The following is a 14,509-nucleotide window of genomic DNA, read 5'->3' on the forward strand; positions in this document are numbered from 1 at the left end:
GGAGTGCTGCTGTTATTAGAGTTCTTATCAGGGTTTTCATACTTGGCCAAGCGTTCCAGCAACCTTTCGATTTCTTTGTCTTTCTTGCGGATTTGGAGATTCAGGGCATCTATGTTACGGTTCAATTTGACAATCTCGGAATACTGCCGGTTGACAGTTTCACGCAACAACCGCATCTCTTCCGTCATGTCTTGTAATACTTTTGATATGTCCGTAACTTGCTCTTTCATAGATGTAAAGGTACAAAGAAAATCTGAAATACGCAAGAAAAACGAGCATCTTTATAGCCTTTATACGAAGATTTTAGAGGAGAGAATACGGACTGGTCAATACCGCTGAATAGTTACTATAAAACTTACAAATCTCTTCAAATGTTAAATTGTCGTGTTGAAAAATTATTTTCACTAATAATTGTGATTCTGCATTTTTTGCAAGATACTTAGTTGTTGTATCTAATCGTAGGTACATTGAGTGCAAGAAACTATCCATTTTTTTAAGTAATAAATTTAAGTTGTTTATAATCTATCCTATGATATCTTTGCAAAGATACTAAAAAAAAGAGAAAGAAGAAAATATTTGCGTTTAAATGTCTCAATAGAGCAAACTCTACCTGTCTACGCTTAACCAATTCTCTCAAAACTTTTCTCTTATATCGGCAGAACGATACATACTCTTGATAGATATTTCTATCTCCTGCCTCTATCCTCCTCAATAGTAGGCTCTTAGGATGCTTGCCGTAACCGAGCTACCTCCCAACACCCACATTGTAGGCAAGCAAGGTAAGCAGCAGTGTATCCTTGCCATAGCTCTTGAAGTGTGTTCAAAGCATTTTCAAGGGTCGGCACGGAGCAGAGAGTCCGCTTGCCGTTCCGTCATGTCTGCCGTGAAGTGTTCGCTTGGTTGCTGCTGATGTCCATCCCAATGTATGGATAATCTTTCCAACTGCGCATACCCTCAAAGTATTTTTTCGCTGTCGTTTAACAACTCGTCACTATGACTACCGCACGCTCGAAAGGGGGCAAGTCTGCCAACCGCACCCTGCGTAGGGCAAGGTTAGGCTGACAGAACAGGTAGAATACACAAAGTAAAATGAAAGAATTTATCGCTCGCATCAATTACGTTCTTAGTGGCGTGAAGATGCAGGCTTATCCTTGCTATCCTCACGCTCGTTGTTGAAACTAAAGGTAAGCTGCTGAACCTTACCGAAACTATCCTCCACATATACATCAATCGTCTGGCGGTCGGATAACAATTAGGTGTACACAAGCGGAACACATCCTTTGTCAGCGGATAGCGGTCGTTAGGCTTGGACACCGTACCATTATCATTTCCACCCAAGGCAGATATGCCGCCATAGAGAAATATGTTCTTACCTTTGTCGGAGAGTATCGGGTACATTTAGCCCACCTGCAAGATAGCATCCTTGAGTTTTACGTTATAACTTCGGTACGGCATATTCTGCTGTTCACACTCTGCCATAACAAAGGTATGTTTCTCACGCCCTAGATAACGTGAAAATAATACTCCTATACCGAAATTGTCAGCTGCAAGGAACTTTTCACTCGAAGAAAGCGGACGGTCAGGTGTCAGGCCGTCACCATCATTGTTTTCCTGTGCTGTGGCTGTTGTTCCCACCATGCTCACATGCTCATCAACTTACAAACTCATAAACTCATAAACTCAAAAGTTTAAATTCTTATCTTTTATTTTACAATATCGCTCAAATTTCTACTCCGTTCTAGCGAAAAAACAAGTTGCAAAGTAGGTAGAAACCCCCTTTTTCTAGCTTTTCACACCTTTCGTTTTGTCTATTTTTAGGAACAGAACCTGCATTTAGCACCATTTTGCCTTTCTAGATTGGTTGCCATCCCGTATTTTTTCAACTCCAAATACCCACTTTTACCACCTAAAAACCCACTTTTTAGCAGCTATTTTGCCCTTTTTAGTGATGTGTTTCATGGTTATAAAAGGTTTTGTTTATGCAATTGCTGCGGATATTTATGCTTTTCGTCTGCCGTTTAACGGCATTTTACACTGCGTTTAGCACCATTTTACCTTGCGTTTAGCACCAAAACGCATTGTGTTTAGCATCAAAACGCACTGCATTTAGCGGCATATTGCACTGCGTTTTGCAGCAAATCGCAGTACATTTAGCAGCAAATAGTCCCAAAATGGGTGCTAGTGACGGTCGGTTTAAATAAAAATACATTTTACCTGCATGTACAACTACCCCCTTTCGACCCCAAAACAAACCTTCGCGAGAATCGATTTTTTGCGACAAGATAAGCGATTGGTGCACAAAAGGGGTACTCGGAATGTTAAAATTCTTGCAGAAAAGATTACAAAAGCTGAGGCGTAGACGAATTTATCAGTTGCAGATTTAAAAGAATTATAGGCCTATCCGTGCGTAAACTGGCAGACTTACAAACTCAAAAAAATACAAACTTAAAAAGCTGAAACTCACGAGCTCAATAGTTCACGAGCTCAACAACTCACAACCTTAACAACTCACAACCTTATAAACTCACACGCTCACAAAACACTTGTGGTGGCTTGCCCCTTAGTGAAATGTTCACCAATACGCAAGCCACCACAACCATTATTAAACCTTTGGGATAATACCCATTGTGGTTATTAGATGAGAGTTGGAGCCTTCTTAATTGGGTTTCCAAAATAGTCTGTCCATCAATCGTCATGCTCAACAGCCGCTGGTCCGGAATAGTTTCCAGCCTCGACATTGCCACTCCTTATTGATCTTACATGATAAGAGAGCGAGATATGGTTGTGGTCGTATCTGGATACGGCAACATAACTTCCTACGGCAAGCGCCTGTTCCTTGCCTTTGGCTTCTACAACCTTTCCGTTGAATTCCCATTTACCACTCTGCGACAAGTCCAAACGTAGACCTAATGCCGCTTTGGGATAAGTTATAGACACGTCTATATCGTCGACATTCGACTTTAGTTTAATCTTGATGCGCTCACCCTTATCCTCAATCTTGGCGCGTGTAATGGCGTAAGCCCTTGATTGAACAAACATTGTGTTGGGTGGTAAGTCGTCAACAATCTCGTCATGGTTGTTGCTACAACTCGAAAATAAAGGGGCAATAGCCAAGAAGGCAATGGCCAATAAAGGTAAAATCTTAATTTTTTTCATGATCTTAAATTATATGTTCTTTTATGTTCATCGAAAAGTGCGTTTTGCCTTTCCACTTCACTCAAAGCTCCGTGTTGGCGATTTCCAATTCTCGCCATGACAATGTTTGAGCAAGCTCAACATTGTTCATTTGGCTTGAAAACGTTCGTTTGCAAAGATAGGCAAAAGGTATGTACGGCCAGCTGCGCATCACTCGTTTATAAATAATACTATACTTTTTTAACTGATTTTATTGCATCAAGGTGTTTGTGAACGCCCCATTAAACAACTGTAATAGGCAACCATACGAGAAAGAAATGTATCTGAAACTCCGAAAAAGGGAACTAAGGTTTGCCGTTGTCGAAGATATTTTATAAGTTTGCAGGGCAAAAGGAGCTATGCCGAACTAAGGCAGGCCTTGATATGTTACACGCAGGCGGCGCATAAAAGAGGCCACCAACAACTAAACACAGAAGAATTATGAGTAGACAAAAAAGGTATTTACTACAAGAGAGCGACTTGCCCAAGCAATGGTATAACATACAGGCCGACATGCCCAACAAACCTTTGCCACCACTTAACCCGGCAACGAAGCAACCCGTAAGCGTAGACGACCTTGCCCGCATCTTCTGTAAGGCCTGCGCTGAACAGGAGTTGGACACGAAGAACGCGTGGATTGACATCCCCGAAGAGGTTCAGGACAAGTATAAATACTACCGTTCCACACCTCTTGTACGCGCTTACGCCTTAGAAAAGGCGCTAGGTACGCCTGCGCACATCTACTTCAAGAACGAGAGTGTGAACCCATTGGGCTCGCATAAGGTGAACTCGGCCTTGCCCCAATGCTACTATTGCAAGCAAGAGGGTGTTACAAACGTAACCACCGAGACGGGCGCAGGCCAGTGGGGAGCTGCTCTAAGCTATGCGGCTAGTGTGTACGGACTGTCGGCTGCCGTTTACCAAGTAAAGATTTCGATGCAACAAAAGCCCTATCGCTCGTTGGTTATGCGCGCGTTTGGCGCGGCCGTTACGGGCTCTCCATCTATGTCTACTAGGGCTGGTAAAGACATTATCACGCGCGACCCGCTACATCAAGGCTCGCTTGGTACGGCTATCAGCGAGGCGGTGGAGCTTGCTACCACAACGCCCAACTGCAAATACACCCTCGGTTCGGTGCTCAACCACGTTACGCTGCACCAAACCATCATCGGACTTGAAGCCGAAAAGCAAATGGCCATGGCCGAAGAATACCCCGATGTGGTGATAGGTTGCTTTGGTGGCGGCAGCAACTTTGGCGGTTTGGCATTCCCCTTTATGCGCCATAACATCTTAGATGGGAAGAAAACAGAGTTCGTTGCAGCCGAACCAGACAGCTGTCCTAAGCTAACGCGCGGCAAGTTTAAGTACGACTTTGGCGATGAGGCCGGCTACACGCCGCTGTTACCGATGTTTACATTGGGCCACGACTTTAAGCCAGCTAACATCCACGCAGGCGGTTTGCGCTACCACGGGGCAGGTGTAATTGTGTCGCAATTGCTTAAAGATGGGCTGATGCGGGGCGAAGACATCCCCCAACTGGAAACGTTTGAAGCGGGTACACTGTTTGCTCGCACGGAGGGTATCATCCCCGCACCTGAAAGTAACCACGCTATCGCTGCCGTTATACGCGAAGCGAAACGATGCAAGCAGACTGGCGAAGAGAAGGTTATACTCTTTGCGCTGTCGGGACATGGACTGATGGACATGACCGCATACGACCAATACCTCAATGGCGACTTGCATAACTACGCGCTTTCGGAAGAAAGCATTGCACAAAGCCTTAAAGCGGTTCCAGAGGTTTAATAACACCCTAAATAGGACTTGTGGGCGCGCGAGATACTCACCCCTAACCACGGGGTTACGTAACTTGCTTGCTTAACAAGTCCTTCTTTATGTTGACAAGTTGCCGAGTTGACAAGTTGACAAGATAACTTGTTAATGAGTTAACGACGTTTGGAAGTTCACAAACCTTTCCAAACGCAGCTCGGTTTGTTGGCAGATATAACCAACATGTAGCAGAATAAATGGGATAAAACAAACGCTTGGCTTGGAGAATTAGCTGCCTAAGCCAAGCGTTTGGTTATATTACTTACTTGCCCGATGTAAGTATCTGGTCGAGTTTTTCGAGCAAAATAAACGGATTTTTCTTAAAAGCCTTCAAGTCAAACTCCTTGCTGTCGATGTATTCCACCATTTGTGGGAAACGTTCGAACATGCGTTTCAAGTCGGCTTGCTTGCCTACCACCGTTCCACCCATCGGTACATGGTAGGTAACGGCAATGTTATCGCCATCAACGGAATAGCTGAAAGGCAAAGAGCGTTCGGTAAAACTACTTCTAACACCTGTTATAACGCGAGTAGTAGCCGTAGAGATGTAACCCGTAACCTTCTTTCCCTCGTACATAACTAGCCAAAAATACCGCTTAGGCGAGGGGCTCATGCTCTTGGGCATAGTGAAAGATTTCACGGCATGCAGCGACTTATACACCAAGCTTTCGCCACTTGCCTCGTCGGTAAGTTTCATTTCTTTAACGTCGTCGGCATTGTAGTTGGTTCCGTCTTTGCTTTCGGCCGAAGACGCAACAACAACATCGGTGGCATTCTTAACCATGTATGGTCCATAAGATGCGCTCTTTTCTTTCACCAACCAGCCTTCTACCTTCTTGCCGTCGTTTAGAATTAGTTCGCATTTAATGTTGCTCGACTTTTTTGCAGATACGCTGAACGCACACAAAAATGTAAGTAGTAACGAAAGTAACAAACTCTTTTTCATACGTTTGATTGTCTTTTAATGGATTAAACAGATAGTTGTTAACATCGCAAAGATAGTCAAAAGTACAGAAATGAGAAAGAGAATGGGCTGCTTTTTGCTTGTTATTTCACCACTTGCACAATAAGATAACCCACATATATAATATATATGGATGAGAGGAGGGCGCCTTCGAGTCGTGTGATGGTGTACTTCGTGAACGAGAACAACCACAACAATATCATCGAACCAAAAAGCACGGAGAGATCTACAAAACCTATTCCTTGTATGTTCATGGGCGAGATAACGCCTGTTACGCCCAAGATAAGCAAGATATTGAATACGTTCGAACCCAACACATTGCCAATGGCGATGCCGCTATTGCCCTTACGGGCAGCCACAGCACTAGTGGCCAGTTCTGGAAGTGACGTTCCTCCAGCCACAATGGTCAGTCCGATAACGGCGTCGCTAATGCCTATGGCTTGTGCCACAGTGGTTGCACTGTCTACAAAGACGTTGCTGCCAAGCACCAAGCAGACCAAACCAACAAGCAACCATGCGATTGCCACAAGGGGTTTCATGGGTTTCTTCGCTTCTGTCTGCGCACCTGCATCGGGTTTTGCCGTAGTAAGGGTGACGCCCATGAAGAAAACAAACAAGATAAGCAGAAAGCCTGCATCTACACGGCCGATGTAATCGTCGAGACAAAGTAGAAAGAGTGCACCCGAAGCCAATACGGCAAAGGGGATGTCTTTACGCACGGTGGTTTTCAATATGGTCATCGGTGCAAGCATCGCTGCCACACCCACGATGAGCAAACTATTGAAAATGTTGCTGCCAACGATGTTACCTACGGCCAAATCGGGCGTTCCCTTCAATGCCGACACAAGGCTCACGCAAAACTCTGGCATGGATGTTCCCATCGCCACAATGGTGAGTCCGATTACCATCTGCGACACTTTCATGCGCTCGGCCAAGCCTACGGCTCCTTCTGTAAGTCTGTCGGCTCCCCATAAAACAAGGACGATACCTGCTAGTATAAAGAGCACATTGAGCCAAATGTTGTCAGTAAAGCCGCCCAAAGCGGCACAAAATAGTTGGGGCATGGTGGGGTGGGGGGGATTAAGGGGGTGAGTGGATGAATGTTTGAGTGGGTAAGTTTGTTTATAAACGGGCGAATGAATAGGCTTGTGAGTGGGTAAGTTTGGGAGTTATACCTATCAAAATTACCCACTTACAAGCCTGTCAAACTTGCTTTGCCTTATTCGGCTGCAGCTTGTTCTGCGGTTTGTTCTTCTCCGTTCTTAGGTTTTAGGGCCTCTTCAAAATTGGTAATGCCGTTCTTTACCAAGATGTCGTACCATTGAATAAGCTTGCGGATGTCGCTGTCGTGCACGCGATCGCGGTCGAATGCAGGCAGAACTTCGCCGAAATAGTCGCGCAGTTCTTGGCTCGTAGCCTTCTTATAGTTAAGCGAACAGGCTTTTAGTTGTTCTTTTTCGCCTAGGTTTTTAAGCACTTGCCACAAGGGAACGTCCTCTGAATCGGTGTACATGGCGATGTCGCTAAGACTTGTAACGCGATCTGTTGCGAAGGCGGGCATACGCTTATGGGTTTCGTCGATAGCCTCGACGATGAGCGAAGCCTTACCGCTAGACACGAGCTTGTATAGCCCAGGTTTGCCCGAGATAGAAAGAATTGTCTGTAACATGTTGTTTTTCTGTTTATGTTTTTGTTAGTTGTATGAATAACTCGTTTAGTTGTTGGTCAACGTCTTTCACGCCGTCGTTAACTATTTCGAAGTGGCTCATGGCCCTAACGCGCTGCTGTGGCCATTGGCATTCTATCCATTCCAGTGCTTTAGCGCGGTGGAGTGCATCGCGTTGCATCACTCGTTGTATGCGCACTTCAAGCGGAGCGGTAACACACACCACCTTGTCTACCTTCACCCTTGCATCGAACCCGCTTTCGAAGAAGATGGCACTTTCTAGCCATTGGTTGCCCGATTGTTCGAAATCGCGTGCAACGGCCGGATGTACAAGGGCGTTGATGCGTTGCTTGTTCTCGTCGGAGGCAAGCAGATAGGCAGCTAATACCTGTTTTTGCAAGTGTCCGTCGGCGTATAGATGGTCGCCCACAAGTTGTCGCAAGCTCTCCATTAGCGGCTCCGAAGTCCGCAAAAGGTGCTTGGCCGACGCATCGCAATCGAAAACTTCTATGCCACGAGCGCGCAACCGCTGGGCCACGAACGATTTTCCGCTGCCGATACCGCCCGTTAGGGCGATGCGCAAGTGGGGCGATGGGTGCCGAAAATCCATGAATTAGTCTACTTCTGTTCGATGAGATAGTCCACTTGATTGATTTCCAAGCGCACCTTACGCACTCCCGGAGGCGCTTTTCGCAAGTACAATGTGCACTTGTCGGCAGGGTGTTCCATCAGTTCGGCGTAGTTGGCGGCCACCTTGAAAGCGTCGGCAGTGATAGAGCGCACACGGCTAACTCCCACGATGAAATGCACTTTCACTTTCGAAGGGAAGGTGCGCAACACCTTGTCGGGCGGTAAGTTCTCGGCCGAAATGGGTACTTCGACGCTTTCTTCGGTAAGCACATCGGGGTAAAGGGCCAGTCTAACCACATACGGAACCATCTTTACGCCCTCGATACGGTGCAATTCAACGGTTTCGACGATGGTGTCCGAGAAGTTCGTAATGTTCAATTCCTCTGTACGCACTTCTTTTATGCTGTCTAATGCCTTATTGTTGGCATACACCGTGACGAACTGTGGAAAGAACTTGTAGTCGGCCAAATAACGTTGGTCGCCAGGCTTGATGGTTCCTGCTATGCGAATAGGAACGCGCTTGCTTTGGCCATAGTTGAAGAAGAACTCCAACCGCTCTGGTTTTACCGCCACTATCTTGGTTGAACCCGACAGCTGTGTATAGAGTTGTTTCTGTATGTCGGCAGCAGGTATCGTGCCCTTTCCGCGCGACTTGTTGGCGTAATTGGCGAAGTTCAGCACAATGGGGCGCAGCCGTTCGGTATAGAGATAGCTCATGATGGCAAACCCCTTGTCTCTTAAAGTCACTCGCACCACGTCTTCATCGTTAGACGTTATCACCACATCCTTAGGCAAATTGGCCAGATGAACGGGCACGATGAAGTCTTTCTCGTACGTTTCGTTAAGGGCGGTGAGCAACCAAAAGCCCCCACTAAGTGCGAGAAAAAACAAAAAAATCAGAAACTCCTTGTTCACTGCACTGAACACGAAGCTCCTGACTATTGAAAAGATCTTTAAGAGCCGAAGCTGTTTCATTGCTTAATTCTTGGTGTTCACAGACTGCAACGAGACTGGGTCGGCGAAGACGTAGTTACGGTCTACGGTAACAATCACGCCGCGAGCAATCTCCAACTCCACCGTGTTGCTTTCGATATTGATGCGTTTCACATCGCCATATACGCCACCGCTAGTAACAACGCGTGTGCCTTCTTGCAGTGCGTTTTGGAAGTTGCGTATGGCCTTTTGTTTCTTTTGTTGCGGCCTAATCATGAAGAAATACATGATGGCGAAGATGGCCACCATCATCAAAATGGGGGCGGCAGAATTACCTGCAGCTGCTTGTGCAGCCAATACTGTTGTTGAAATCATATTTTAATTGTTGAGTTGTTGTTTTTAATGCGCTAGCAGAGGCGACCTCGTTTAGGCCTCTGCTACGTTTCTCTCGGGTTCAATGGGCTGTTCCAAAGCGCCATTGTCGGCATCTGAACTTGGCTCCATTGGCGCGTCCTTTTCAGCAACCACAGGACCTTCTTGCTGCATAGCAGGTTGCGGCGCATGCTTATGCTCGCCGTTCTTGCGCCCATTGTCGAATTGTTTGCGTGGGCGTGGTTCGGGCATGGCCTTCATCATCTGTCCGTGTGCAACCAGTCCGCGGGCAATTGTGTCGAGCATACCATTGATGTAGCCCCCACTTCGGTGCGTGCTGTACAGCTTGGCCAACTCTACATACTCGTTAATCGTAACGCTTACGGGTATGTTGGGGAAGTTGAGCATCTCGGCAATGGCAATCTGCATGATAACCACGTCCATGTAAGCCAGTCGTGAAAAGTCCCAATTTCGCGAGTTTTCGCTCATGTATCGCTGATATTGTTCGCCATTAAGAATGGTCGATCTGAATAGCTTTCGGGCGAAATCCTTGTCTTCCTCATCCTTATATTCGGGCAGCAACTCTTGCTTGGCTTTGTTGGCAGGGTCGAAACGTTTGATGGTTTTCAACACAAAGGTATCTACAATCTCTTTGTCGTCGTTCCAATACAAGCTTTTCTCTTCGAGCAGGGCGTCGAGGTCCACATTGTTTTGCACAAGTTGCTTATACAGCTTGCGCCACAATTCGCGGTCTTCCTCATAGTCGTCGTTTCCGCTTTCCATATATTCGCGGTAGGTTTCCGACTGTTCTATTTGGTTGCAGAGTTTTCTAACCGACTCGATGTCGTCTTCCCAGCGCTGTTTCAGCGTCTCCATGAAGTCGTTCAGTTGCTTGTTCTCTTCCAATTGCGTAGCAAACTTATTGTACGCGAACTTTGCCGAGGGCACCTCTGTGCCTTCGCGCTGCGCTTGTTGTGTCGCGATGTCTACACGATGTCTCTCTTCACGTGTGATTGCCACTATCAACGCCAGCAGGTAATTGTATAGGTCGTATGCCTTAGAAAGACTGAACAGCAGTTCTTTCTCGGCATTATCCATATTTCTATTACCGTTTTGGTAGTATGCATAGGTTAACTGGACAATCTTTATACGTATTAATTCCCTATTTATCATCGTTCCTGTTTTTCTTTATAATATTGTTATGCAAAATTAGGAACTTTCCCACGATTATGCAAGTGTAAAGGGCTTTTTCTACTTTTTTTAATAACAGACAAGCACCCCTTCCGAAAACTAGAACAACTTTGTTAACATCTAAATAGCGAACGCTTTACCTGCACTTTTTTCGTTTGTTTTGATGCAAATTTGCAAAAAACATCTGCTGATAAAATATGTTGTCATCGGGAAAAGCGCTTAAAAGTTGTGCTTTTCCCGATGATTTAGCCTCTTTAAATGCCGTTACGGGGTTAATAACTCACCTCAATAGAGGTAGGGAATATTCTATATGGGTCGAAGTATTCCATGCAGCTGTTAATCATATCTTGCAAGGTGGGCTTAACATTACCGCGGTAAAGTTGCTTACCATTTACGATGAGGGTTACCGCCTTGCTCATGTCTACAAGCTGTTCGTTAAGGTATATGCGCAGTTTGCCTCCCTTAGACTGCTTGTACGAACGGTTGAACTTCATTTCGATACCCCATCGTTGGTCTTTCTCAATGGTGGTGTATTCCACATCGTTGATGTTCATCGTAATGACATTGTCCTTAATCGTCATTTCATAATAGGTGCGTTGCTCCGATGGTCGCATAAGAACCTGCAAGTTGTAGAACCCCGAACGGTGGCGGCCGTCCATCTCAAAGTCTTCCCAAAGAACAGTTTTGGGATATGGGTTTCGGATGAAATCTTTAAGCCACGGAGTTGTTAGGTTATAGTTGATGCTGTGCTGCATCCTTTCGAGCAGGTTGATGCGATGCTGAAAGAGCGGACGATTGTCTGCCGAAAGTGGATGTGCCTTTTGTGCAGAATCGAAAGCCATTTGCGTGTAGCGCGTGAGGATGTTGCGGTAGAACCCCGTGTCTTCGGCTCCCGTAAGGAATGAAAAGCCAATGTTGGCACAATTCTCCACTGGTGCGTTCTTCAGAGGTTCGCCACCTGCCATCGGTCCGGCCGCTGCCCAATAGTCTGCATAGAACGAAGCCAGCCGTTGACTGCCATAACCTCCTTCGGATATGCCGAACACGTAAAGGCGATTGGCGTCGACGTTTCCCTCAACAAGTGCTTGCCGTATAAGCTTTTCCCAAGCAAACTGCTTAGCTAGTTGCCACCAACGATAATAGTTGCCTTCATTGGGTATCTGGGGAATGAAATAAAGCGAAGGGGCGTCTTGAAACGAGTTTCCTAGCATCAGTCCAGTTTGCCATTCTTGTTTTTTAGGCCCCGAACCATGTAGGTATAAGAAAAGCGGCAACTGCCCATTGGCCTGTCCTTTTGCGCCATAGTAGTAGGGCATAACGGCATCTGGTTCTAATGCTTGTGGCAGGTTCCACGCCCCCTGCCCGCCATTTTGTAGACTTTGGGGCTTGATGAGTTTCTCTTCCTGTAACTCGCGATTGGCCTCGCACCACGCAGCCCACACCATCTTCTTGGTGTTGGCAACGTCTTTATCTTTCAGTTGCTGCTGTATGTCGGTAGAATAGTTTGCGTTGCGCGCAAAGTCCGCCTTGCTGTTCAGCTCTGCGTTCAGCTTTGTTTTCAACGTTTGTTCGAAATAGTGCTTTACCATCTCTTGTTGGTTTTTTACCACCTCTTGTTGGTTTTTTACCATCTCTTGTTGGTTTGGCGATTGGTTGTGTGCGCAGCTCAGTGTGGCAGACAGCGTGAGGGTTGCCGCCATGCTTGCGGCAAGTTTGTTAACGTGTATCATAATGTATAGGTCCGAATTTTACTACTCAGCGTGTTTTTTTGATTTGGGTTGATTGCTTAACCCGCTTATCCGTGCGAACAAGTAGGTTTGGTTATGCTTTAAAGCCATTTATGGCTGTCGATAGCTTTGTGGAGCAAAGGTAAGCATTTCTAAATAATTGTGCAAGCGTAGTTGGCTTATTGGGGTTGATAATCTCGTTTACCTCTACTTAATATCTCCTTAATATCTGTTGATGGCAAATCTTATTATGTCATTTCGGGTTCACTTGGTTACCCTCTTATGGCCATTTGTCTTGTTGAGCAAAACAAACTTTCCTTGGTTGTTGATGAGATATTTCTGGATTCCTTTGAAAGACGTGTCTATCTCATCGACATAAAAGTTGATAAGGGTGATGTGATGGCCGTTATTCATATAGAAATAACGTTCGGCAGACTCGTATAATCGGTGCACATTGTAGTAACATACTAGATAATCTACAATGCGTTGTTGGCTATCCATCGTAACAAAAACCAAATAATCTACGGGAGCAAACATCTCATCGCCCATCTTGTCCTTATATTTTGAACCGCTTTTATATATGTTGAGCGTATATTTCTTTGTGGAGAATATGGTCTTGCAGTAATAAGCCGAGTCCACAAGGTAGTCGTCGCCAGTTAAATCCTTCCGTGGCACCAAGGGTAACTTGCGTTGAGGGTTGCTTGCAAGCCGCTCGAAGTATTTGTTGTTGGCTGTGGCCGTGCGTTGATAAACGGCATTATTAGCGGTATTCTTCCACTTCTTGGTGAAGTGATGCCTCGTGAAATCCACCAAACGCACGTAGGTTTTACCCTTTTCTGCTTGTTTGTTGATAGTTTGGCCGCATATGGACAAACTAGGAAAAAGGAAGAGAATGAATAAGATGAAGTATTTCATAGTTTCTTGGTGATTTTATGTTAAAGACGTCTATGTGCAGAATGGCCTAACACCCAACAGTGTTCTTGTTGGCCGTGTTCTTCTTTTGTTGTTAAATCTTCATTTTCAATCTAAACGCCGCCTTATTTTCCATAAGGTCTTTAGAAGGCATTCTGAAAGCAGAGATGCAATAAATCCACTCTTCGTCTTGCCAAGGCCAAAAGTAGGCACCACCGCCCCGTATGGTTTTAGAGCCTTGCACAACATCGGCATGATGTCCTAAATTAGTGGTGAAATCATTAGAACACCACTCTCCCATAAAGAGTCCGTATAAGTTAAAGCCGTTACAAGCCAGCTTGTTTAATGAAGAAAAATCCCAGCTGAGCCATTTTCCTAACTCTATTTCGTTTGGGAGCGTGTTTCCAAAACAGAAAACAGACTGGCTGCCGCCGCGACAGCAATATTCCCATTCCTTTTCATTGGGAATTTCTGCGAGCAAATCCTTTGCAATGGCTTGTGCCAATGGATAATCACAGAAAAAGGGAGCGTGTTCTGTTCCTTCCACTTCAATGTCTTTATTAAACAGTTCGTTGTATTTCAGTATATGCTTGTTTAGTATGGGGGTAGCACTGACTAAAAAGGGATTTAGGCTAATCCTTTGTACTGGTTGCATCTCTTCTGGCGTTATGTTGGGGCATTCGGCTAATTTCAGAATATGTGCTCGTTCCTCTTCAGAAAGGCCCATACGATAGTTTCCACCAGGTATATAAACAAATAATATACCCGTATCTTTTTCTTCGAACAGGGGCAAGTTAAACTTCCCCTCGTGGTTGTTGGGCAAGTAGGATAGCCTTGCGCCAAACTTACGTTCAATTTGCTCAACTATTTTTCTGTGGTCTGTTCGCATTGGTTGTTTACTAGATGGTCGGTGTTGTTGCTTATGTTTTTTCCTTCCTTGTTCTTTTTGTTGCTTGTAGAATTAACCAGCGCATGCAAAGTTATTAAATCTTTTTGTAGAACTCACATTTTGGTGTTTGAAAATAATGATGTTTTGTCTTGTTTTTGGTTGGAATTTTAACATTATGAGTGCCCTTAAAATCCACCAACCGCTCACCTTGCCGCAAAAAATCG

The 14,509-nt window shown here is 45.4% G+C and carries 12 protein-coding genes and 4 pseudogenes; 1 reads left to right on the forward strand and 15 read right to left on the reverse strand.

All coding sequences use genetic code 11. The annotated features are described in order from the left end of the window. The 5 genes and pseudogenes from HMPREF2955_RS16855 to HMPREF2955_RS08190 all read right to left on the reverse strand — a co-directional run. Positions 1-230: pseudogene (locus HMPREF2955_RS16855) on the reverse strand (IS66 family transposase); the annotation flags it as partial. A 365-nt stretch (positions 231-595) separates the two neighbouring features. After that, a pseudogene (locus HMPREF2955_RS16860) lies at positions 596-1,112 on the reverse strand (glycoside hydrolase family protein); the annotation flags it as partial. 11 nt (positions 1,113-1,123) lie between these two features. Continuing rightward, positions 1,124-1,329 (reverse strand): annotated as a pseudogene (locus HMPREF2955_RS17155) (TraQ conjugal transfer family protein); the annotation flags it as partial. Then, positions 1,330-1,575: pseudogene (locus tag HMPREF2955_RS17160) on the reverse strand (conjugal transfer protein TraO); the annotation flags it as partial. It lies immediately after the preceding pseudogene. Positions 1,576-2,685: 1,110 nt separating this feature from the next. Further along, positions 2,686-3,156, reverse strand: coding sequence for an NUDIX hydrolase (locus HMPREF2955_RS08190; RefSeq protein ID WP_070722540.1), 471 nt, complete (start codon positions 3,154-3,156; stop codon positions 2,686-2,688). 459 nt (positions 3,157-3,615) lie between these two features. On the opposite strand from HMPREF2955_RS08190, the gene HMPREF2955_RS08195 reads away from it, so the two are divergent. Then, a complete protein-coding gene (locus tag HMPREF2955_RS08195) occupies positions 3,616-4,977 on the forward strand; it encodes a TrpB-like pyridoxal phosphate-dependent enzyme (protein WP_070722542.1) in 1,362 nt (453 codons plus the stop codon). Between the two features lie 286 nt (positions 4,978-5,263). Here the strand turns inward: HMPREF2955_RS08195 and HMPREF2955_RS08200 are convergent, their stop codons facing one another. From HMPREF2955_RS08200 to HMPREF2955_RS08245, 10 genes are all read right to left on the reverse strand, one after another. Beyond that, positions 5,264-5,947 (reverse strand): hypothetical protein, encoded by a 684-nt coding sequence (locus HMPREF2955_RS08200; protein ID WP_070722544.1) that lies wholly within the window; start codon positions 5,945-5,947, stop codon positions 5,264-5,266. A 101-nt stretch (positions 5,948-6,048) separates the two neighbouring features. After that, complete coding sequence (locus tag HMPREF2955_RS08205; protein ID WP_210401294.1) at positions 6,049-7,029, reverse strand: calcium/sodium antiporter; 981 nt, start codon at positions 7,027-7,029, stop codon at positions 6,049-6,051. Between the two features lie 155 nt (positions 7,030-7,184). Then, the gene (locus HMPREF2955_RS08210; protein ID WP_019186899.1) at positions 7,185-7,634 is read right to left on the reverse strand and encodes a DUF5606 family protein; all 450 of its coding nucleotides are present in this window, start codon (positions 7,632-7,634) and stop codon (positions 7,185-7,187) included. A 13-nt stretch (positions 7,635-7,647) separates the two neighbouring features. After that, complete coding sequence (gene coaE / locus HMPREF2955_RS08215) at positions 7,648-8,241, reverse strand: dephospho-CoA kinase (RefSeq protein ID WP_083317672.1); 594 nt, start codon at positions 8,239-8,241, stop codon at positions 7,648-7,650. Positions 8,242-8,249: 8 nt separating this feature from the next. Next, positions 8,250-9,236 (reverse strand): CdaR family protein, encoded by a 987-nt coding sequence (locus tag HMPREF2955_RS08220; RefSeq protein ID WP_070722549.1) that lies wholly within the window; start codon positions 9,234-9,236, stop codon positions 8,250-8,252. A 3-nt stretch (positions 9,237-9,239) separates the two neighbouring features. Beyond that, positions 9,240-9,569 carry a preprotein translocase subunit YajC gene (yajC, locus tag HMPREF2955_RS08225; protein WP_070722551.1) on the reverse strand — a complete coding sequence of 110 codons (330 nt, stop codon included), beginning with the start codon at positions 9,567-9,569 and terminating at the stop codon, positions 9,240-9,242. Between the two features lie 51 nt (positions 9,570-9,620). Further along, on the reverse strand, positions 9,621-10,739 hold the full coding sequence (gene nusB, locus HMPREF2955_RS08230) for a transcription antitermination factor NusB (protein WP_070722553.1): 1,119 nt from the start codon (positions 10,737-10,739) through the stop codon (positions 9,621-9,623). A 290-nt stretch (positions 10,740-11,029) separates the two neighbouring features. Next, positions 11,030-12,487 carry a hypothetical protein gene (locus HMPREF2955_RS08235; protein WP_070722555.1) on the reverse strand — a complete coding sequence of 486 codons (1,458 nt, stop codon included), beginning with the start codon at positions 12,485-12,487 and terminating at the stop codon, positions 11,030-11,032. Between the two features lie 261 nt (positions 12,488-12,748). Next, the gene (locus HMPREF2955_RS08240) at positions 12,749-13,399 is read right to left on the reverse strand and encodes a hypothetical protein (RefSeq protein ID WP_070722556.1); all 651 of its coding nucleotides are present in this window, start codon (positions 13,397-13,399) and stop codon (positions 12,749-12,751) included. A gap of 91 nt (positions 13,400-13,490) precedes the next feature. Then, positions 13,491-14,285, reverse strand: coding sequence for a formylglycine-generating enzyme family protein (locus HMPREF2955_RS08245; RefSeq protein ID WP_070722559.1), 795 nt, complete (start codon positions 14,283-14,285; stop codon positions 13,491-13,493). Positions 14,286-14,509 lie beyond the last annotated feature (224 nt).

The organism is Prevotella sp. HMSC073D09 (assembly GCF_001814145.1).
GTDB lineage: Bacteria > Bacteroidota > Bacteroidia > Bacteroidales > Bacteroidaceae > Prevotella > Prevotella conceptionensis.